General features: G+C 47.2%; 15 protein-coding genes and 1 other RNA gene. 3 read left to right on the top strand and 13 right to left on the bottom strand.

Going from position 1 to position 21509, the window contains the following annotated elements; translation table 11 throughout:
* Positions 1-6: 6 nt before the first annotated feature.
* The 6 genes from T456_RS0105925 to T456_RS19290 form a co-directional block, all read right to left on the bottom strand.
* Positions 7-2403 (bottom strand): HD domain-containing phosphohydrolase, encoded by a 2397-nt coding sequence (locus T456_RS0105925; protein WP_024865360.1) that lies wholly within the window; start codon positions 2401-2403, stop codon positions 7-9.
* Between the two features lie 5 nt (positions 2404-2408).
* Positions 2409-3167 carry a response regulator gene (locus T456_RS0105920; RefSeq protein WP_024865359.1) on the bottom strand — a complete coding sequence of 253 codons (759 nt, stop codon included), beginning with the start codon at positions 3165-3167 and terminating at the stop codon, positions 2409-2411.
* A 24-nt stretch (positions 3168-3191) separates the two neighbouring features.
* Positions 3192-5705 (bottom strand): ATP-binding protein, encoded by a 2514-nt coding sequence (locus T456_RS19300; RefSeq protein WP_024865358.1) that lies wholly within the window; start codon positions 5703-5705, stop codon positions 3192-3194.
* Between the two features lie 18 nt (positions 5706-5723).
* On the bottom strand, positions 5724-7850 hold the full coding sequence (locus tag T456_RS0105910) for an HD-GYP domain-containing protein (RefSeq protein ID WP_024865357.1): 2127 nt from the start codon (positions 7848-7850) through the stop codon (positions 5724-5726).
* Positions 7851-7962: 112 nt separating this feature from the next.
* Positions 7963-9141: a 23S rRNA (uracil(1939)-C(5))-methyltransferase RlmD gene (gene rlmD, locus T456_RS19295; RefSeq protein WP_051464975.1), complete on the bottom strand. Its 1179-nt coding sequence runs from the start codon at positions 9139-9141 to the stop codon at positions 7963-7965.
* Positions 9128-9529, bottom strand: coding sequence for a hypothetical protein (locus tag T456_RS19290; RefSeq protein WP_035801230.1), 402 nt, complete (start codon positions 9527-9529; stop codon positions 9128-9130). The genes rlmD and T456_RS19290 overlap by 14 nt, the downstream gene beginning before the upstream one ends.
* Positions 9530-9651: 122 nt before the next feature.
* On the opposite strand from T456_RS19290, the gene T456_RS0105900 reads away from it, so the two are divergent.
* Both T456_RS0105900 and T456_RS0105895 read left to right on the top strand, forming a co-directional pair.
* Positions 9652-11013, top strand: coding sequence for an MATE family efflux transporter (locus T456_RS0105900; RefSeq protein ID WP_024865356.1), 1362 nt, complete (start codon positions 9652-9654; stop codon positions 11011-11013).
* An 18-nt stretch (positions 11014-11031) separates the two neighbouring features.
* Positions 11032-12540 carry a serine hydrolase domain-containing protein gene (locus T456_RS0105895; RefSeq protein WP_024865355.1) on the top strand — a complete coding sequence of 503 codons (1509 nt, stop codon included), beginning with the start codon at positions 11032-11034 and terminating at the stop codon, positions 12538-12540.
* Here the strand turns inward: T456_RS0105895 and T456_RS0105890 are convergent.
* The 7 genes from T456_RS0105890 to kduI form a co-directional block, all read right to left on the bottom strand.
* Positions 12537-14405 (bottom strand): glycoside hydrolase family 35 protein, encoded by a 1869-nt coding sequence (locus T456_RS0105890; protein ID WP_024865354.1) that lies wholly within the window; start codon positions 14403-14405, stop codon positions 12537-12539. The two genes, T456_RS0105895 and T456_RS0105890, sit on opposite strands and share 4 nt — an antisense overlap.
* A 37-nt stretch (positions 14406-14442) precedes the next feature.
* Positions 14443-15702: an HD-GYP domain-containing protein gene (locus tag T456_RS21110; RefSeq protein WP_024865353.1), complete on the bottom strand. Its 1260-nt coding sequence runs from the start codon at positions 15700-15702 to the stop codon at positions 14443-14445.
* The gene (locus T456_RS0105880) at positions 15680-16837 is read right to left on the bottom strand and encodes a GGDEF domain-containing protein (protein ID WP_024865352.1); all 1158 of its coding nucleotides are present in this window, start codon (positions 16835-16837) and stop codon (positions 15680-15682) included. Before T456_RS0105880 ends, T456_RS21110 begins: the two co-directional genes overlap by 23 nt.
* A 137-nt stretch (positions 16838-16974) precedes the next feature.
* The gene (locus T456_RS0105875; RefSeq protein ID WP_024865351.1) at positions 16975-18000 is read right to left on the bottom strand and encodes a sugar kinase; all 1026 of its coding nucleotides are present in this window, start codon (positions 17998-18000) and stop codon (positions 16975-16977) included.
* Between the two features lie 36 nt (positions 18001-18036).
* Positions 18037-18999 (bottom strand): bifunctional 4-hydroxy-2-oxoglutarate aldolase/2-dehydro-3-deoxy-phosphogluconate aldolase, encoded by a 963-nt coding sequence (locus tag T456_RS0105870; protein WP_024865350.1) that lies wholly within the window; start codon positions 18997-18999, stop codon positions 18037-18039.
* Between the two features lie 57 nt (positions 19000-19056).
* Complete coding sequence (locus T456_RS0105865; protein ID WP_024865349.1) at positions 19057-19911, bottom strand: gluconate 5-dehydrogenase; 855 nt, start codon at positions 19909-19911, stop codon at positions 19057-19059.
* A gap of 60 nt (positions 19912-19971) precedes the next feature.
* Positions 19972-20835 (bottom strand): 5-dehydro-4-deoxy-D-glucuronate isomerase, encoded by an 864-nt coding sequence (gene kduI, locus T456_RS0105860; RefSeq protein WP_024865348.1) that lies wholly within the window; start codon positions 20833-20835, stop codon positions 19972-19974.
* 235 nt (positions 20836-21070) lie between these two features.
* Here kduI and rnpB point away from each other — a divergent pair.
* Positions 21071-21423, top strand: an RNA gene (rnpB, locus tag T456_RS21120) — RNase P RNA component class A.
* Positions 21424-21509: the final 86 nt, after the last annotated feature.

The following is a 21509-nucleotide window of genomic DNA, read 5'->3' as shown; positions in this document are numbered from 1 at the left end:
AACCTGTTAAAACCTTGGTTTCTTTACTCTGATATCGGTGAGAGCACACTGGTCTCCTGAAAGTGAGCAGTAAACTTCCTTTGTTTTTTCTAATAGTGTTGTAGTATTCCTCATGATAAGGCCCGCGCACTTTGTGGTGGTGATGATCTTATTTCCTCTTCTTGCAAAAGAGACATGGCATTCAACACCTTTTTTGTTGCGTTCCTCCCACTTCTCCCAGCTTTCGAATTTGTCGTCCTTCATTACCTGAGAGCTGTTCTCGGAGTAATTTCCCTGCCATTCATTTTCACCGTTCATCTTAAGATGGGCATACTCATGGTAGTTCTCTCCGAAGATGGTATTATCATCCGAGGAAAACAGCATTACATAGGCGCACTGCCACAGGAGTGATGCTGTAGGCAGGCTCATGGAATGAAACAAGAGTTCCAACCCGTCTTCCACCACAATTCCATTGGTGGCATCTGCTTTCGGGCCGTTTATCTGGATATTGGGGATGTCACTCTCCATCCTGTTGGTGTAATCAACCCTCTCAGCTATCCTTTCTATATCGCCTTCATACAGTATTTTTCCTGTCTCTTCCACCTGAATGTCGGTGATAAGACAATGCTCGCCCGTAAGTCCTATGAAGGCATATTTGGAACTGTTGGGAAGAGCTATGGTGACTTCGTTTGTCTCTTCAGGTGAGATCATGCGGATCTTGACATGATCCTCAAATCTTCCTGCCTGCACCTCATACTGTCTTGTCCTGTTCCTGCCCCTCGTTTCTTTTTTCGCATCAGGATCTCCCACAGGCTTTATCACCATATTCCTGGCCCCTGTGGAGATGATATGGCCGTCAAACCATATCTCGCCGTATTCGAGATAGGAGAAAGCCTTGATGGTCAGTTCGTCGTCATGAACAAGCCCGTCATAGGCATCAAATACTATCACGGAAGGTGCGCCAAACTGATCCTCGGAGGTTACTTCCCTCCTGCACATAAACTTAATGGATTTGACCCCGGGAGTAATAACGATACCCTCAAGGATATCACTTCTGTATTCATCGCAGGTAAGCTTTTCCTTGGGAGGAAGCTGCTCACCCTTCTCCTGCATCTTGTACTCGCTGTCAGCATCGATCATTTTGACCATGATGCCTGCAAAATCCGGATCAAACTGTGAACCGGCGCGCCTTATAACCTCATCCCTTACTACAGCCTGAGGCAGAGGCCCTCTGTAGCGCTTTCTGGTGGTCATCCTGTCGTAATGATCCGCCACGCAGATGATCCTTCCTATCTCCGGTATGTCTTTTCCCGAAAGTCCCTCGGGATATCCGCTTCCGTCGTACCTCTCGTGATGGTAATGAGCTCCGATACTAAGATAAGGATATTCGCTTACGCTGGAGAGGATACGCTGTCCGATGGAAACATGTTCCCTCATGACCTGTTCCTCTTCCTCTGTGAGCTTCTCGGATTTCTGCAGTATTGCTATGGGAATACCAATCTTGCCCACGTCATGCATCAGCGCGGAGTAATAGACTTCCTTGCACTCCTCTTCGCTCTTGCCGCTTCTTCTGGCAATCTCCGCGGAATAAGATGCAACTCTCTGCGAATGCCCTATACTGAAGGGCTCCTTCTCCTCAATGGCTCCGATGAAAGCAGCAGCCATCTGGCCAAAAAGCCTCTGGGCATTCTCGCTCTCCTGCTTCAGATAATTGATCTCAATAGTGTTGGCATGTCTGACCTTCTCGTTGATGTCCACCAGGGCAAAGATAAACAGAACCGCTGCCGCGATAATAAAGGCCATATCTGTAAAAGAGAAACCGTAGAAGAATATCTGTATGAATGACGAGATCAAAGGTCCTACGATAAACACTATCAGTGATATGTAGATATGCCTGCTCATCAGTCTTCTGTACTGATAAGCCACCGTAAACTCTATTATAGGCGCAATAATCGGCAGGATGTAACAGATCATGAACAGAGGAGCTCTGTGGTACTTATTGGATTCATCGAAGGTATAATAAAGACCCGTGAACTGCGAGATAACAACCAGCACCATGCCTACAGTCAGAATGATACCTGCAGCCTTTATCCGCTTTGGTACCTTCTTAATACCGCAGTCGATAACAAGAACATCCTCGATATACAGGTTAAAGGAAAAGATAACCACCAGCGTCATAAAGAAGACCAGGAAATTGCTGATGCGAACCATGTAATATCCCTTAATGCTCGGATCTCCGTCATACATGTAGGCAAGGCGGTCAAAGTTAAGAAGAATTATCGCGCTTATCTCCAGCATGACAAGGGCAATTCGCCTGTTTCTCGAAAGTGAACTGGCTATAATGGCAAAAAGGGTGATGATAACACCTATTCCGGTCAAAAACGAAATGATATTCAGTTGGTGCGCAAGCAAGAATTCCATCATATGTTTTACCTGTGGAGTGTGAAAAAGTCCTCCAGCTTCTCCAATAGTTCTTTCATCTCGATGCTTTTAAGGAAGTACCCTTCAGGCTTTAAGGACACTACTTCCATAACACTCTCTTTATCTCCTTTGCCGGTAAGGAACATTACAGGGATGTTCCTGGTCTCCTCTTCGCTTCGAAGCATCTCAAGAACCTGAGGACCCGTTGTAACCGGCATCTCATAGTCAAGAAGGATAAGGTCTACCTTGTTCTTTCCAAGGAACTTTATGGCCTGAAGCCCTGAATTAGCCATTGAGACTTTGTATTTGTCCTTAAGCCACTCCCTTACAAGGCCCAGATAGTTGGGATCGTCATCCACGATAAGGATGCTCTTCTTGAACTCTCCGGCACGGATCTTTGAAAAGATCTCGTTCAGGGTCTTAACATATTCCTCGTTATTTACCGGTCGGACAAAAGTCCTGTAGATCAGATTTGCAGGGACACGCTCCTGGATATACTGAACATCATTTTTTTCTCCTATAGCGAGCATCATCATCCCGCTGTCAGAAAGATGTTCTTTCAGGAAATGAACAGCATCATCCGAAGGCCTGTCTCCCTCATCCATGTAAAGCACCACAAGTCCGGTGTCTGCCCAGTTGGCATTGATATCATTGACGTTCCAGTGTGAAAACTTGCACTCTATTCCTGCCCCCGTGGTCTTACCTTCAAGAACCCTTACCAGGAATGTTTCTTTTTCACCCAGCATCATTACTTTTCTGTTTTCCATATACTTGTCTCCTTCTTAGACAGATCATCCTTCTATAAGCTTTTCCATCTCATCCCAGTCAAACATCTTCATGGCCTTTTCAAGTCCGGCCATCACCTGAGCATCTTTATCCGGGAGTTTATAGTCCTTAAGCTGGTTTACAACCATTTCAATTCCGTCATAGTCCATCTGAGGGATCAGTTCCTTAAGTGCCTCGTAGGCTCCTGCAAGATCCTGCTCCGATATGGGCTCCTTGTTATCCTCGTTCTCATCTTTGGTGCTCTCCTTGATAAGGGAAAGCTTTTCCTTATAGGAAAGATATCTGTCCATCATAGCGTCATGATGAGAGATAATGAACGCCTTATCCTCCCTGTTTCCGGCCGCCTCCAGCTCCTCGCACATGGAGGCCAGCTCCTTGTCTCCGATGATCCTGGCCGAGCTCTTAAGAGCGTGGACCTTGACGGTGTAAATCCTTATATTCTCGGAGTCATAGGCATTCTTTATAGCCTCTGCATTATTGTCTATGGTGTCATAGAAAAGATCCAGAGAGTAAATAAAGGCTTTGATTCCGCCTGAGTTCTTTATTCCCTCTTCTGTGGAAATTTCCGGTATATCCTCAATCCACATAAGGTTATCGGGAATTGCCTCAAGATCTTTCTCTGTATACTCTGAAGTAGGCTGCATCATGATCTCTTCAGGAATATGCTTCATGATGGTTTTCTCAAGGGTAAGACTGTCTATGGGCTTTGACAGATAACCGTTAAAGCCCTTGGAGATATAAAATTCCTCCCCGGATGTGGCATTGGCAGTAAGGGCATATACCGGAAGATCCGGATGTATCTCCCTTATCCTCTCAACGGTCTCAATGCCGTCCATGCCGGGCATCATGTGATCCAGCAGCACCACATTGAACTTGCCGTACTTGATCTTTTCAAGGCACTCTTCTCCGCTGCTTGCGGTGGTCACAAATACCCTCGTAGCCTTCAGAAGACTCCTTATAACCGACAGGTTCATGGGGTTATCATCAACAACCAGAACTTCCGCATCGGGCGCCACAAACTGAGGAACATAGGGTCCCTTGTTTTCGGCTTCAAGTCTCTCCTTGAATTGCCCGATAGGCGTATCATCCGTAATTTTCTGTCTCAAAGTCACAATAAACTCTGAGCCCTCTCCGTAAACACTCTCGCACCAGATCTTTCCGCCCATCATCTCAACGAAATGTCTTGAAATGTCAAGGCCAAGACCCGTTCCCTGAACCGATATGTTCTTTTCCTCGTCCAGCCTCTCATAGCGGGAAAAGAGCCTGTCCATGTCCTCGGGTTTGATTCCGATGCCGGAGTCCTTGACGGATATCCTGATATCACAGTATTCACCGCTGAAAGACTCGGCGCTTATCTTGAACAGGAAGCCTCCGCTCTCTGTGTACTTAACGGCATTGGTAAGAAGGTTCAGTATTACCTGTTTTATTTTCTTGTCATCACCGAAAAGTCCCTTGGGCAGATCCTCATCCACGTCCACTGTAAAAGTCAGGTCTTTTTCCCCGCTTCTGACTCTTATCATGGTCACAATGGATCTTAGCATATCTTCAAGGCTGTACTGTTCTTCCACCAGATGCATCTTGCCGGACTCGATCTTACTCATATCCAGAAGATCGTTTATCAGGGAAAGAAGGGACTCGGAGGCAGTCTTTATATCAATAGCATAGCCCACTACCGAAAGGAAATAGGGTTTGGGAACATCGGTGGGATCCTCACGAAGTATCATCTCATCCATACCCATGATGGTATTGATGGGAGTTCTCAGCTCGTGGGAGATATTTGCAAGGAAGCGGGATTTCGCATCATTGGCTCTCTCCGCTTTCTCTTTTTCCTCACTCATCCTGTTGAGGTCTATTAGGTCGAAAATATATACAACCACGGCTGTTCCAACAATAGTCATGTTGGTAAGGGACAGACCGTAAGCAAAGATCTGAGCTATGGACGCGACAAGAGGCAGTACCGTAAAGATAAGGAGCGGATAAAGCACAAACTGTCTCATGAGCTTTCTGTACTGCAGGATCAGCGTCAGCTGTATGATCAGTATCAGAAGAGGAATAAACATGGAAATATAGAATCCCGGTCCCCTGTGATAGAGATTTGCAGCGTCAAAATAGTAATACCAGCCGGTAAACTGCGAAACCACAAGATTAAGTAATCCAAAGGCGATGAGAATGTCGCCGACCATAAGTCTTCTGGGCAGTGGATCGAGCTTTAATGTGTTCTTGAGATGATCTCTCAGGTACATGTTGAAGGAATATACTATGGCCAAAGTGGTAAAGAACACGATAAAGTTGCTTATCCTCACCATCCAGTAGCCAAGCGTACTCATGTCGCCCCTGTAGATATAGGCGGCCCTGTCCGCTCCCAGAAGGAACATGGCGTTAATCTCAATAAGAAGAAGCGCTCTTTTCCTCTCCTTGGGAATGGATTTGGAAATGAACACAAACAGAGTGATGATGCCGCAGATACTGGCCAGAGACATCATTATGTTTAATTGGTGTTCTCTAAGAAAATCATACATAAGGGCTGACTTCCTCCGTCACATTTCCTGGAAAGTCTTGAGGACAATCCTGACTTCAGTCAACGAATCCATAAATGCCTCTACACACTTGGGATCAAACTGGGTCCCTGAACCCTCCTGGATGATCTCAAGGGCCTTTTCAAAGGAGAAAGCAGGCTTGTAGATTCTTTTGGAAACCAGAGCATCAAAAACATCCGCTACTGCCATTATCCTGGCTGAAAGCGGTATAACCTGTCCGTGAAGCCCTTCGGGATAACCTTTGCCATCCCACCTCTCGTGGTGGTAGGCAGCCATGTTTCTGGCCTCCTTAAGGTAGGATTCTCCCTGGGTTGTATTTATTGCCTTTTCCATGATATTCATTCCGGCTGTGGTATGAGTCTTCATGATCTCAAACTCCTCAGGGGTGAGCTTGCCGGGTTTATTTAAAATTGCATCCGGAATATGGATCTTGCCAATATCATGGAGAGGCGCAGAATTCACAATATCGTTTTCAAAGGAAGGCGTGATCTTCTCGGCGTAATAGCCCTTTCTCTTAAGCGCCTCCACTATTATCTTTACATAAGCCGCAGTCTTCTGAATGTGGGCTGCGGTGTCGGAATCCCTGTTCTCCACAAGGTCCGCCATGGTGATGATAAGGCCGCTCTGCATCTTTGAGGTAGCATCGGCGTAGTGACGAAGCTCTCTCATCTGCTCCGTCATATTGGCTTCCATCTCGCATATGGCCTTGTAGAGGTCCTCCACATCATCCATGGTGTGAATATCAAGGGCTCTTATCTTCTTGACATTGTCATCCAGCGACTTCTGATCCCTGTCCGAATCCACAAACTCCTGAACGCACTTGGTCATGCTGGTAATGGGGTAAGACAGATAGAATCCTGAATTCCAGATTCCGTATCCAAGTATAAGCACAAAGAAACCGGAGAAGATAAGGAAGATCTTCAGCAGGTATTCTTTGGTATAGTCGGACATGATGACCATTGAGGAGTCCGCTCCCGCATAGGCAACAGTCTTCCCGCTGCTGTCTTTGATGGGATAATATGCAGCCATTACCCAGCCGGAAATATTGTCGGACTCGATGGGCTCAATCTCCCTGCCTGCAAGGAATCCCTCAAGGTATGGCTCGAAATAACTCTCCACAGGAACCGCGTCCCCGGGTTCCATGGCGGGGAAATCGCCGGAATGAAGATCAAACACATAATAGATACTGTCCTGCGTGACCCTTATGACATACAGATATTTAAGTCCGGTAACATTGTCCCGGATCTTATAAAGCAGGGCTTCAGTCTGCTCATATCCCGGCACCGCTCTGCCCTTGGTAATGTAATCATCGATCCTGTCGCCGTCAACCACACTGGCTGCAAAACGCGCCGCTTTCCTGGCGTTATCGGTGTATTCTGCCTTGGTATTGCTGTAGAAAACGCTGATGCCGGTCCAGACCATAACAATTACTAGAAGGAGTGCTGTAACAGACAGTATCATACCCATCTTCTTCTGAATGGTCCGCTTGTTGGCAGATCTTACCCTCTCATACATCTCATCCCTTGAAACGGGTGCCTGTTTCCAGTTGCTGTCCCAGATAGCCTTTCTCTCAGCCTCAGGTATCAGCAGTATGATGAAAAGAGCTATCAACGCTGTGGTGGCTTTGTCCAATGCGTTTAGACCAATATCAATGAGCAGCGAAGCGGCAACATACCCTATATGGGTTTTTGCACTCAGCTGGTACGAAGCATACACCACCTCCGAGAAAGAGGGGCCTCCGCTTAGAAGCCACTGAACTCCGCCGTTATAAAGACCTGTCAGAACGACAAGTAAAATAAAATAAATGACAGGATTCTTTTTCTTCCTGAAGCCGCCCGCCCTGACAAACCAGACTGTAACCAGGGCAGCCATTACATTTGAAAGAGTATAGTAGAGGGCATCCCCACTGAAAAAGCAGCATAAAAGACTGGTAAAGACCGCAACAAAGATACCGGGCAGAAAACCGCCCAGGGATGCCATTATGATGGTGCCTATTGTATCAAGATACAAAGGCAGCCCAAAAGTGTGAGCCATATAAGCAAGGCTTACATTAAGAATTATGCAAAGAGTACCGTAAACCTTGCAGCGAAAGCTGCTTCGGTTAAGGCGTCGAAAGTTAATATCCACTCTATTTCCCCCCGAGGAAATGCCATGATATTAATTATACGATATTTAGTTAACTCCAACAATTAATGTTCTCTAAATTTTTCTTAAGTAAAAGTGCACAAATGCACGATTTTCAGTCTTCTTTAGTGAGCAGTACCACAGTCTCCACTCCGCGGGTAAAAGGGAACATATCCACAGGAACAGCCTTCTGAGCTTTATAGCCACCCTTTGTGATGAGTTTAAGGTCGTTGGCCAGGGACTCGGGACTGCAGGAAATGTACACTATCTTCTTTGGAGAAAGAGATACCATTGAAGTTATAAATTCAGGTGTGGATCCGCTTCTTGGAGGATCCATAAATACCAGGTCAACGCTGTCCCCGGAATCAGCCATCTGCTGCATGAAACGGGTAGCATCGTTCTGATAGAAGGTGATATTCTTAACCTCATTGATCTTAGCATTAAGGATAGCATCTTTAACCGCATCCTTGTTGAGTTCCACGGAGATAACCTCTTTCACATGAGGGCTGGCGATAAGTCCGATGGTGCCTACGCCGCTGTAACAGTCAAGGGCCACCTCGTCTCCCTTAAGATCTGCCATCTCAATGGCCGTGTTATAGAGAACCTCCTGCTGAATGGGGTTAACCTGATAGAAGGACTTGGGACTTATCTTGAACTTCATGCCGCAGCATATGTCATAGATAAAGCCCGGACCGTAAATGGGCTTTTCCTTGTCACCCAGGATCATGCTGGTCTGCTTGTCATTGACATTGAGCACGATGGTGGTGATCTCAGGATGCTCTTTCCTCAAGGCCTTAACAAAATTGTTCTTGGATGGGAAGATCGGAGATACGGTTACCAGTACCACCATGATCTCTCCGGTATTCCTGCCTATACGGATCAGGACATGACGAAGAAGACCATAACCGTTGTCCTCATCGTAGGTCTTAATCTTGAAAGACTTAAGCATCCCTCTTATGGATGCGATTATGGCATCAGCCTTCTGATCCTCCAGAAGGCAGCTCTCCACCGGCACAACCTCGTGGCTTCCCTCGCGATAAATTCCGGATAAGGGATTTCCCTTTTTGTCATGGGTGAAAACCGCATGAACCTTGCACCTGTAATGCTCGGGGCTCTCCATTCCGATAAAGGATTCCACCTTGCAGTACGGCTCAAGAAGCTCCTGCACTCTGGCGTGCTTGATCTTAAGCTGCTTTTTGTAGGGAGTGTCAATCATCTGACAGGCTCCGCATTTCTTGAAAACAGGGCATAGGGATTTAGCCCCATGCCCTGTGCTGTTATTATTCTTCACCATCCAGATCCTCTACCTGATTCTCAAACTTAAGTTTATTTGGAACATCCAGGCCAATATCTTCGGTAGTCTTTACAGCTTCGCTGCGTCTGCGGATACGCTCAGTGTTCTTCATCTCACCAAGATCCTTGAACTTGATGCCCTCGATTCCCTGAGCCAGTTCCTTGGCTTTTATCACATCTCCTCTGTTGATCCTGAAGGTGCATACTATCTTGCTGCCCTTCCTGTCCAGGAGCCTCTGTATAAAATTCTTCTCCTGCCATTCGATGAAGTATGAAATGCGGTGAGCCAGGAATCTCTCCTCGAGCTGCTTCTTGCTCTCAACGCTGTAAACTCTGCAAAATGGTACCTCGTTATTAAAAACCTGATTGTTCTGAATTATAGATGACATATAAACCTCTCAAAAACTTTTTTCGTACCTATGAATTATACAGCAATCAAGGGCAAAAAACAAACTGAGTGTTATAATAAAATGAGTCGTATAAAAGCAAATTGTTCAAAGTCGGAGATTTTATGAGAACATCCAAAGACAGACAGAATTCCACCGTCCGTGATATGACGGATGGTTCCATAATAAAACAGATACTGGTCTTTTCCCTCCCGCTGATGTTCGGCAACATCTTCCAGATGCTGTACAACACCGTGGATTCCATTGTCGTGGGAAACTATGTATCCACCCAGGCCCTTGCCGCCGTAGGCTCCACCACCATGATCACAAACATGCTGGTGTTCTTCTTTAACGGCTTCTCGGTAGGCGCCGGCGTTATCATCTCAAGATTCTTCGGGGCAAAAGAGACAGCTCGTCTCCACAAGGCCATCGAGACCACCATGACTGCAACCTTTATCTTCTGCATCATACTTACTATCCTGGGCGTTGCGGGGGTTAAGCCGATGCTTCGTTTCATGGCCACCCCCGATGACGTATTTGCGGATGCAACCACCTATCTTACCATCTACTTCCTCGGTTTCTCCGGACTTTTGATCTACAACATGGGAAGCGGCATATTGAGGGCCGTTGGCGATACAGTAAGGCCTTTGTACTTCCTGATTCTCACCAGCATGATGAACATCGCCCTGGATCTATTCTTCGTAAGGGGCCTTCACACCGGAATTGAAGGCGTTGCCTACGCTACCATCATCTCCCAGTTTGTGTCGGCGATCCTGATAGTGATGCTTCTTTTACGAAGCAAGGATGTATACCGGCTATCGCTACGAGACCTTGGCCTTGACCGTGACATTTTAAAGCTCATTTTCATGGTGGGCCTTCCCACGGGAATACAGTCAGTTATCACTGCCTTTTCCAACATTTTTGTGCAATCCTATATCAACTTCTTCGGTTCCTCCTGCATGGCGGGCTGGAGCAGCTACAACAAGCTTGACTCCTTCATAATGCTGCCCATGTCCAGCATTGCCATGGCCGCCACCACCTTTGTCAGCCAGAACATAGGAGCAGGCAAGATCAAAAGAGCCGACGAAGGCACCAGGGTCTCCATCGGCCTCGGAGTTACCGTTACCGCTGCCATCGCCCTTGTGCTGTACATCTTTGCACGGCCGGCCATAAGACTGTTCTCCGCCGAGGAAGCGGTCATCGAATACGGCTCACTGTTTATCCATGCCAATGTGTTCTTCCTTATCTTCAACTGCATTAACCACACCCTTGCCGGAGCCCTCAGGGGCCGGGGCGACTCCAAAGGTCCCATGGTGATCATGCTCTCGACCTTTGTGGCCCTGAGGCAGATATATCTTTTTACCGTGACTCACTATGTTGCCAACACTCCTTTCCTTGTGGGATTCGGATATCCCGTAGGCTGGATGAGCTGCTGCCTGGTTGAGATCACCTACTATTACCTGAAATACAGGTCCAAAAAAGCCTGAGAATTTACGGAGGTTTTCATGTTTACCTTTGAAAAAGCACAGCCTTCCAAAGTCGGAATTGCAGATGATGCCCCGGAGAGGATAATAAGGGATCTTAATGCCTCTCCCGTGACGCTCCACAACCTTCTTATCATGAAGGACGATCGTCTCATCTTTGAGAAATACTACGCTCCCTACGATGAGAACAATCTCCATCGAATGTTCTCCATCAGCAAGAGCTTCACCGCCATGGGCATATCTCTTCTTGCGGATGACGGTCTTATCGACCTTGACCGGTCTGTCTGCGATTACTTCCCGGAATACGTGGATGAGAATACCCATCCCTTTATCAGGATGACCACGATCCGGAACATGCTGCAGATGCGCTCCCCCCACGCCTCAACCACCTATAAGGTATGCATGAAGACCGACTGGGTGGAGAGTTTCTTTAAGGTGACCCCCACTCACAAACCCGGTACCGTGTTCCACTATGACACCTCCGCGGCCCATGTTCTGTGCGCTCTGGTAGAGAAGCTCTCGGGAAAAGATCTATTGACCTTCCTTAAGGACAGAGCTTTGCATTATGTGGATTTTTCAAAGGAATCTTATATGGTTAAGGACCCCTTCGGGGTCTCCATGGGCGGAAGCGGCCTTATGGCAACACCTATGGATATCATGAAGTTTCTTTTCATCCTGTACAAAAAGGGGACCATTGTCTGCTCAGACGGAAAAGAGCGGACTCTTTTTAATCCGGATTTTATAGCTGAGGCAACACGGAATATCACTGATACCTATATGACTGCTCCCGTATCTTCCGAGGCGCAGGGGTACGGCATGCAGATCTGGATGAACCAGAAGGGCGGCTTTACCCTGTACGGCATGGGCGGCCAGCTTGGAATATGCATCCCGTCAGAGAACCTCTTGATCGTCACAACCGCAGACACCCAGGGGCTTCAGGGCGGCAATCAGATAATATACGATGCCATATATAAGAATCTCATTGATGATAAAAAGGAAATGCCGGAGCAAAAATGCGGCGAAGAAAGCAGCGGGGATTACGGCGGTGACAGCTATGCAATCGGTTCCCCGAAACTTCCGGAGAGTTACAGGCTCTTTTTCCCGGAGTTTGATCCGGAGAAGATTCCGGAGTATGTACGGGGGATTGCAGGAAGCAGGTCCCTTACCCTTAAATACAGCCTTGCGGAAAACGGCTCAGGCTTTGAAGGCCTTACTCTTTGTCTTGCTCCGAATGGCAGCGGGCAGTCCTACATAGAATTTAAGCAGGGAAACAGCGGCCATCGCATAGCTTTCGGAATCGGAAGCATGGTCCGCGGCATCTTCCCGATCTATGAAACAAGATATGTTGCGGGGGCAGTATTTACAAGGGACAATGTTCTTTACATCAAAGCCCACCTCATCGGCGAATCCGTGGGATCCGTCCACTTCCAGCTGTACTTTGGTGACAACGACATTGTGGTATTCATGAAAAAAATAGAGGAGACCTTCTTTAAGGAATTCGAAGGTCACCTCTATGGCAGTCTTATTTAACCAATATCAGGTTCATCTTTTAATTCTATGGTCCCCGGAGCCTTTCCCTCGGTCTCGAAGATTACGATCTCATTCCTGCCCTCTCTTATGAGAGGTGCGGGAATATACAGCCTCTTTTGAGGTCCTATCTCCCAGAATCTTCCAAGGTTGAAGCCGTTGATGAAGGCAACGCCCTTGCCCCATCCCTCAAAGTCAAGGAAGGTATCGCCCTTTTCGCCGCCCTCAAACTCAAATCTGTAGAAGGCGGGAACATTCTCCTTGTACTCCTTGTCAAAGTCAACCTTATCGATGTTATCCAGCGGCAGTGTATAGATATCCCAGCCGTTGTGCATATGGCCGTTTATCTGAACGCAGCGGCAAATGCCCTTTCTCTGGGTCTCCATCATAGGTCCGAAGTTGACTCTTCCCATGTTCTCCACAAGAATATCAAACTTCTCGTTAAGCCCCATAAAGCTGCCTGTGGAAAGGCCTGCCTCGGAAATGGCTCCCATGGCGGTCTCGGGAGTTAAGCCGTTCTCTGCCATGAACTTACCCGCCAGCATCATTGCAGGGGTGCTGCAGGCAAGGTACTTATCAAGGGCAATGTCATGCTCACTCCCAAGTTCTTTGTCGTAGAGAGTGATAAGAGGGTTCTCATCCACAAATACATTAGCCCTGTCAGCGGTCTCCCAGAGGCGAAGCTTGGCAATTCCTGCCTCGCTGTGAAGATGAGATCTGTAGAGAATGTAGCCGTAGTTCTGGCCAAGGTCCTCCATATTTGTGGTGTAGGAAAGCTTCACCGGAGTGCTGAGATCATCAGCCACGGAAAAGAGACTTACCTTTCCGGTGCACTCGAGTTTGCCGTAGCTCTTTCTTGGTGCATCGGTAAACTCTAAAACCTCTGCCTTGCCGGTATGCTTTTCGATTATCTCTTTAAACTTCCTGTATTTCTCTGTTATTCGGCCGTCCTCGGTAAGAAGGCCGTCGTAGTCATAGCTTGTAACATCGGGAGTAAGGGCGTCATAGTAATTGGAGCCATTCATGAAGCCAAAGTTGGTGCCTCCCTCAAACATGTAGATGCTGACGTTTCCAAGCTCCAGCATCTTATCAAGATCCTCGCAGCTCTGCACAAGGTTGCCCTTCATGTGGCCGCCGTTGCCCCAGTGGTCAAACCAGCCAACCCAGAATTCAGCACACATGGAAGGTCCGCCATTTGTATACTCCGAAAGGACGCCAAATCTCTTTTCCGTACCTGATCCGAAGTTTCCTGTGGGAAGTGCCCCGGGAACGGAGCCGCCCCTGTAACTTTCATGATAGGGGCCGTCGGAGGTGATGAGTGGAACGGTTACTCCATGCTTTCTCATGAGTTCCACCATGGTGTTCATGTACTCATGATCGTTGGCGTAGTAGCCGTACTCATTTTCCACCTGCATCAGTATGATATTGCCGCCGTTGTCGATCTGATATCCCGTGATTTTCGGGAAAAGAACCTTATAATACTCCTCCACTGCATCAAGAAAAGGCTTGTAGCTAACGCGAAGCCTCATGTTTCTGTCCTTTAAAAGCCATGCGGGAAGTCCGCCGAACTCCCACTCGGCGCAGATGTAAGGGGATGGTCTTACGATGATATAGAGCCCGAGTTTTGTTGCCAGCTTAAGAAAGCCTTCCACGTCGCACATGCCCTCAAAATTGAATCTGCCCTGCTCGGGTTCAATGAGATTCCAGGGAATGTAGGTCTCGACTGTGTTGCATCCCATAGCCTTAAGCTTAAGGAGTCTGTCCTCCCAGTACTCGGGAACTGTCCTGAAGAAATGAAATGCTCCGGAGATTACCTTAAAGGGCTCTCCGTCCAGATAGAAAGTGTCTTTGATCTCAAATTTTGCCATAATATTCCGTCCTGTTCATAGTTCTTTTGACCAATGATCAGAAGCCCATGTAAACACTGGGGATATCGTCCTCGGTAAGGTGGAAATCGGAGGACTTGTCATCGGAATCCGCTGTCTCCATCTTAACTACATTTACATAGCCGTCATTGATCATGTCTACCATATAGGGTACCACATTTGGATCAAATTGTGTTGAGGATCCCTTCTGGATTTCCTCTATGATCTCGTCTTTGCTAAGGTGCCTTCTGTAAACTCTGTTACTGGACATGGCATCATAGGAATCGGCAACTCCCACGATCCTTGCATAAAGAGGTATGGACTCACCTTTAAGTCCCTCAGGGTAGCCTTTGCCGTCGTATCTTTCATGATGGTAAAGAGCCGTCTCTCGTATTCCGCGAAGTGAGGACAGCTGTTTTAGCATCTTTCCGCCTGCTACGGTGTGCTCCTGGATCTGCTTTCTCTCTTCATCAGTGAGTTTCCCGGGCTTATTCAGAACAGCATCGGGGATGCTTATCTTACCTGCATCGTGGAGAAGACCCGCATAATAGATATTCTGGACTTCGTCCTCCGAAAGCCTCATTCTCTTGGCAATTTCCGCAGCGTACATAGCAACACGCCTTGAATGGCCCCTGGTATAAGGATCCTTGGCATCAATGAAGCTGATGAATGTATTCATTGACTGAAGGATGATCCTGACATCGTTCTTCTGTTTCTCGCGGTAATTCTTGAGATTGAATCTGGTAACAAAAAAGCCAACGAACAAAAATGCCCATATCATGAAGGCCAGAAAGATAACGTTGTTGGCGATACTCTCAGCGAAGACGCCCCTCTGATATCCTGTAAAACCGAGCTTTTCCGGGTAAAAAGGCTCTTGGGTATTAATGACAATACTGAACTCTATGGGAGTATTTCTCTTTAGGGTAAGATGGTCACTGTCAGGTTCAAGTATTACTTTTCCCTTCTCGACGTTGACGCCGATACCGTTGTGCTGGGAAATGTCAGACCCTTCCGGAACTTCCATGGAGATGTTCCAGTTATTGATCTCGGAATTGCTGTGATTGTGCAAAACAAAATCAAACTGCGCACCATGCCCGTACTTGGTCGTCCACTGACTTGACCTTTTCACGGTGGCGTAGACCATATCAGACAGCCTTGCTCCCGTCAGATCCATTTCAAGATGATACTCCGAGGAAACATAGTCGACCACAGCCACCCTGCTGACATAATATGCACTGATAATAAACACAAAAGATATCAGGAAGATCAAAATCGACTCAGTTGTTTTGTCCAGCTTCATCAGTTCTCCTCCTTCTGTTATCCACAAGATGGTGCTTTCTCTTTTCATGATACATAAGCTCATCTATGGCTATCTGGAAATCCTTGGCACTCATCTTGGAGGCGGGGTCATATACCATGCTGCCGCAGCTTATGGCAAGTTCGTATGGTTTGCCGCCCCTGTAATTCCAAATCTCCAGCTCGTCTTCAAGTATATCAAGGCTGGAATCAAGTTCCTGTCTGCTGTTGATATCGGTTATAACGCAGAACTCGTCGCCTCCGTACCTTCCTATGCTCGCGCCCTGGTAAAAGACTCTGTAAAGTATGTCCGACACAGTCTTAAGGGCATAGTCCCCCTCCATATGGCCGTAGGTGTCGTTTATCTGCTTAAATCTGTCAAGATCCAGCATGATGGCGGAGAAGGTCTTTCCCCCGGCCTGCGCAATCCTTATGCGCTCTTCCATCTTGATATCCAGGCCTCTTCTGTTAAGTGCTCCCGTAAGATAATCCACATCCAGGTTGTTGGACTGAAGATTGCAGAACACGATAAGAAGTCCAATGGCAATTGAAGCATAGGTCATGTCCAGTTCTGCAAATACTATCTGGAGAAAGGCGCCGATCATCGCAAGGGTAGGCAGTGCAAAGATAGCTCCCCGGTAATCCGCGTAGATTTTTTTCCTGTAAACATAGGAGTATATGGAAAGAAGAAGACAGAATACCAAAAGGAGCACTGCTCTTACGTAGAACAGCGACCCGCGGAAATACTCTGCGCCCTCAAAATAATAGAGAAGTTTAAGGTCAAAAAGAGTCGAAACGGTAACAACAATGAGGTTTGCTGCCACAAATATCTTGTAGGCGGCAGTTACGAGCTTTCGTCCCATGCTCTTCTCGCCTTCATTTATCCAGCAGTCAATGTAAAGAATGGCAAAGAGATAGCACGCCGGGTCAAGGGCATAGATGATATAATATCCTATCTTTGACAGCAGTATGAGGTCGCCGGAAATCTCTCCGAAATGGCCAACGGTCTCTGCGGCAAGAAGGATCAGGGTCATTACGTCCAATCTGATAAACCTGTCTCCTGATTCCGTACGGGTTGTTCTTCCCTGGAAAAACAGGAGCAGGATCAAAAGAAGAGCCGTATAAAAATTAAGAATCATCCAGCCTTCCGGTACCACTGCGTCACCTCGTATGCTACATACTCGTTCAGTCTACATTATAAAAAAAAACGCCATGCATTTAAATAACGCATGACGCTTTTTAATTCTTTTTTTATCTTTATATCATTCCAAAAAAATCATCTCTGGATACGACCTGAGCCGTCTCCGCCTGCAAGCTTCTTGACCTCATCAACGGATACAAGGTTGAAGTCTCCCTCGATGGAGTGCTTGAGAGCTGATGCGGCAACTGCAAACTCGATGGTCTGCTGAGGATCGAAGCCGTTTACGCAGCTGTAAATAAGGCCGCCGCCAAAAGAGTCTCCGCCGCCAACTCTGTCAACGATGTGAAGAGCATACTTCTTGGAGAAGTAAGCCTGTCCATCGGTGTAGAGCATTGCGCTCCAGTTGTTGTCGTTTGCTGAGATGGACTCACGAAGTGTGATGGCAACCTTCTTGAAGCCGAATCTGTCTGTGAGTTTCTGGGCAACCTCGATGTAGCCCTCTCTGTTGAGCTTACCGGTTGTTACATCTGTGGAAGAAGCTGCGATACCGAATACGTCGTTGGCATCCTCTTCGTTGGCGATGCAGACATCAACATATTTGCAAACCTCACCCATAACCTTGCCTGCCTTCTCCTTACTCCAGAGCTTACCTCTGTAGTTAAGGTCACAGGATACTGTAAGGCCGTGCTCCTTGGCCTTCTTAACAGCCTCAAGAGTGATGGCTGCAAGAGAATCGCTTACAGCGGGAGTGATGCCTGTGAAGTGGAACCACTCTGCTCCCTCAAAGATCTCATCCCAGTTAAAGTCTGCGGGAGATGCCTCAGCAATGGCTGAATGTGCTCTGTCGTAGATGCACTTGGAACCTCTCTGGGAAGCACCCTTCTCGTTGAAGTAGATACCTACTCTGTCACCGCCTCTGGTGATCTTGGATGTATCAACACCGTATTTTCTAAGGGAATTAACTGCTGCCTGTCCGATCTCGTGAGCAGGAAGCTTTGTAACATATACAGAATCAAGTCCGTAGTTAGCAAGAGAAACTGAAACGTTGGCCTCTCCGCCTCCGAATGTTGCCTCAAGGTGATCAACCTGAACGAATCTTAAATAGTTATCAGGCTGAAGGCGAAGCATGATCTCTCCGAAAGTTACTACTTTTTTTGCCATGATTATTTATCCTCCGTTTTATTCATAGTGAAGTTCTCAGTTTTTGCCAAGGTGTACTCTGAAGCCGCCAAAGTCGTCCTCAAGATAAGCGTTCTTTAAGTGTCCGTCAGCATCGTAGGAAAGTGATGCCTCCTCAAACTTAACACCCTGTCTTTCAAGGTGATAAACGGCTCTGTCGATATTGTTGCAGCCGATGGCGATATGTCCGCAGTCTCCGCGGCCCTTTGCCTTCATTACTTCGATGAAGGATCCTGCAAATACTGAAGAGTTACCAACCTTCTTGGTGAATCCAAAGAGGTTATCGAACATGTCGGCAACCTTCTCGGCATCGCCTTCGCTGTTCTGGTTGATTCCGATGTGCTTGAGCTTGAAGCCAAGCATTGCGCTTACAGCGTCTCTTGTCATAGCCTCGATCTCATCGAACTTTCCGGCTGCAATGAGATCTTTTTTCACCATCCAGCTTCCGCCGCAGCAGAAAACTTTGTCAAAGCTAAGATAGTCATTTAAGTTGTTCTTGTTGATGCCGCCTGTAGGCATGAAGTGCATCTTGGTGTAAGGTGCAGCCATTGCCTTGATCTTGGCGATTCCGCCGTTCTGCTCGGCAGGGAAAAACTTAACGCAGTCAAGTCCAAGCTCTATAGCCTGCTCAACTTCACCGGGAGTTGCGATTCCGGGAACCACGGGAACACCGATGCTCTGAATGTACTCAACATTTGATCTGTTAAATCCGGGGCTTACGATGAACTTTGCTCCTGCTGCCTTGGCTCTGTCAGCCTGCTCGGCATTAAGCACTGTTCCTGCTCCAACGATCATCTCGGGGAATTTCTCGGAAATGATCCTGATTGCCTCCTCGGCTGCTGCGGTTCTGAAAGTAACCTCAGCTGCGGGAAGTCCGCCTTTTATAAGTGCCTCGGCAAGGGGCTCTGCATCTTTTGCATCGTCGATTGCGATTACCGGCACGATACCGATCCTGTAAAGTTCTTCACAAATCTTATCCATTTCTATGCCTCTCTTTATGAAAATAATCTTACGAAATTACTTGTGCTGTCCGCACTATTACTGAGCTGTGCTCTCGTCAATGTCAGTGAACTTGGAAGGATCAAGGTTTCCGGGATCCTGTCCGATGTATGCGGAGATACCGCCATCGATATAAACAACCTGACCATTGATGAAATCAGAAGCGGGAGAAGCAAGGAATACTGCAAGACCCATAAGGTCCTCTGTTCTGCCCCATCTCTGAGCGGGTGTCTTGGAACGGATAAATCTGTCGAAGGGATGCATTGATCCGTCGGGCTGCTTCTCACGAAGAGGTGCAGTCTGAGGTGTTGCGATATAGCCGGGTCCGATAGCATTGCACTGAATATTGTACTGACCGTACTCAGAGCAGATGTTTCTTGTGAGCATCTTAAGTCCGCCCTTGGCAGCTGCATAAGCAGATACTGTCTCACGGCCAAACTCTGACATCATTGAGCAGGCGTTGATGATCTTGCCTGAGCCCTTCTTCATCATTGCGGGAAGAACTGCCTTTGAGCAGATGAAGGGGCCTGTAAGGTCTACATCGATAACCTGGTTCCACTGCTCTACGGTCATCTCATGCATGGGGATTCTCTTGATGATACCTGCATTATTAACAAGAATGTCGATTGAACCAACTTTGGCTTCAACATCGGCAACAAATTTCTGAACCTGATCTTCCTTGGTTACATCACAAACTGCACCGTAAGCATCGATGCCGCGCTTCTTGTACTCCTCAAGGCCTCTGTCAACCAGTTCCTGATTGATATCGTTGAAAACAATCTTAGCTCCGCTCTCTGCGTAAGCTACGGCATAAGCAAGGCCAAGTCCGTAGGATGCGCCTGTGATCCATGCTACCTTGCCCTCAAGTGAAAAGTTCTTTAAAAAGTCTCCCATTACATTTTCCTCCTATTGAATCGTGATGGTGTAGTGATTTGTGTTTATCTATTTGTCATATCAGAGAAGATCGGTCATTGCACAGTCGTCCATGTCGTCGAAATCCTGGTTCTCTCCTACCATTCCCCAAATGAATGTATAAGCCTGGGTTCCGCATCCTGAGTGGATGGACCAGCTGGGGCTGATAACGGCCTGCTCATTTCTCATTATGATGTGTCTTGTCTCTGTGGGTTCTCCCATGAAGTGCATTACCAGTGCATCCTCGGGAATATCAAAGTACAGATAAACTTCCATTCTTCTGTCGTGGGTGTGGCAGGGCATTGTATTCCATACGCTGCCGGGCTTAAGCTCGGTCATACCCATCTCCAGCTGGCAGGTCTCAACCTGGCCGGGAAGAATATACTTGTTGATAACTCTGTGGTTGGCCTGTTCAAGGCTTCCAAGTTCCTTCTTGTTCTCATCCTTGATGATGACAACGTCTTCCGAAGGTGTTCCCTCTCTCTTAATAAGAACAGTGGGATAGGTCTTGTGGGCAGGTGCGCTGTTGATATAGAACTTGGCAGGCTTTGCGCTGTCTGTGCTGGCAAATGATACATCTTTTGCCCCCATACCAATGTACATGCCCTGCTTGTAATCTACGTCATACTTCCTGCCGTCGATGGTGATAACACCGGCTCCGCCGATATTGATAACCCCCATCTCGCGTCTCTGCAGGAAATACTCAGCTCTAAGCTCGTCTCCTGCTGTGAGCTTCAGCTCTTCCTTAACCGGTACAGCGGATCCTGTAATGATCCTGTCGATGTGGCTGTAAACCAGCTTAATGGTATCCGGCTGAAACAGATCATCGATGAGGAATTCCTCTCTCAGTCTCTTGGTGTCATAGTATTTCTCGTCCTTGGGTGAACAAGCTGTTCTAAGTTCCATAATGCCTCCAATACATATAAATCGTTGTGAATTGCCGTGAATCAGCATGATACTTCGTGATTCATTGCGGGTTTATCTTTCGACTTCTATATCATCATAAGGTAAATCAATTCCATTTTCACTTCATTTTTATGTCAAAACCTTGCAAATCTTGTCCAAATGTAAGTGCTTTCACAAATTTTACATATCTCATGAAAAATTTGACAAATCCTTCAATCCCTATTACATTACTTGATGAGCAGAATAAATGATCGCTGCCATGCAAACGAAAGGGCATGGGAGAGGAAAGTCCGGGCTTCACAGGGCAGGATGCCAGATAACGTCTGGTGGAGGTGACTCCCAGGATAGTGCAACAGAGAGATACCGCCAGTCTCTTCGAGGCTGGTAAGGGTGGAAAGGCAGTGTAAGAGACTACCGTGCTGGTGGTAACATCAGTAGCCATGTAAACCCCATCCGAAGCAAGACCGAACAGAGAGCTATGAGCCGGCCCGGTTCGCTCTCAGGTGGGTCGCTTGAGGCTGTTGGTGACAGCAGTCCTAGATAGATGATCATTCACGACATAACCCGGCTTACAGTTCTGCTCTTAAAAAAGAAAAAGACAGCGCCATGGAATCCTTTGGAGATTCTAAGGCGCTGTTTTTTGTTTTGTAACTGGGAAGCTGAAAAATGACCTT

This window comes from Butyrivibrio sp. FCS014 (assembly GCF_000526935.1).
Lineage (GTDB): Bacteria > Bacillota > Clostridia > Lachnospirales > Lachnospiraceae > Butyrivibrio.
The sequence above is the reverse complement of the archived record's forward strand: the minus strand, read 5'-3'. Positions and strand labels throughout refer to the sequence as shown.